1 pseudogene is annotated in these 331 nt (G+C 74.6%); it reads left to right on the top strand.

The features are described from left to right. A pseudogene (locus WG924_RS28110) lies at positions 1–331 on the top strand (hypothetical protein); the annotation flags it as partial.

The raw sequence follows: 331 nt of genomic DNA, 5'->3' as shown, positions 1-331 counted from the left end.
CCTGCGGCCGATCACCACCGAAGCTGCGACGCTCGCCGCCGAAGCCGCCGCGATCGCCGCCGCGGTTGTCGCGATCACCATCACGGAAGCCGCCGCCCTGCGGACGATCGCCCTGGGGCCGGTCGCCACCGAAGCTGCGCCGCTCGCCGCCGAAGCCGCCGCGATTGTCACGGTCGCCACCACGGAAGCCACCGCCCTGCGGACGATCACCCTGCGGCCGATCACCACCGAAGCTGCGACGCTCGCCGCCGAAGCCGCCGCGATCGCCGCCGCGGTTGTCGCGATCACCATCACGGAAGCCGCCGCCCTGCGGACGATCGCCCTGGGGCCG

It is taken from the genome of Tistrella arctica, assembly GCF_039630945.1.
Classification (GTDB): Bacteria; Pseudomonadota; Alphaproteobacteria; order Tistrellales; family Tistrellaceae; genus Tistrella; species Tistrella bauzanensis.
This window is presented reverse-complemented; position numbering and strand designations above follow the sequence as displayed.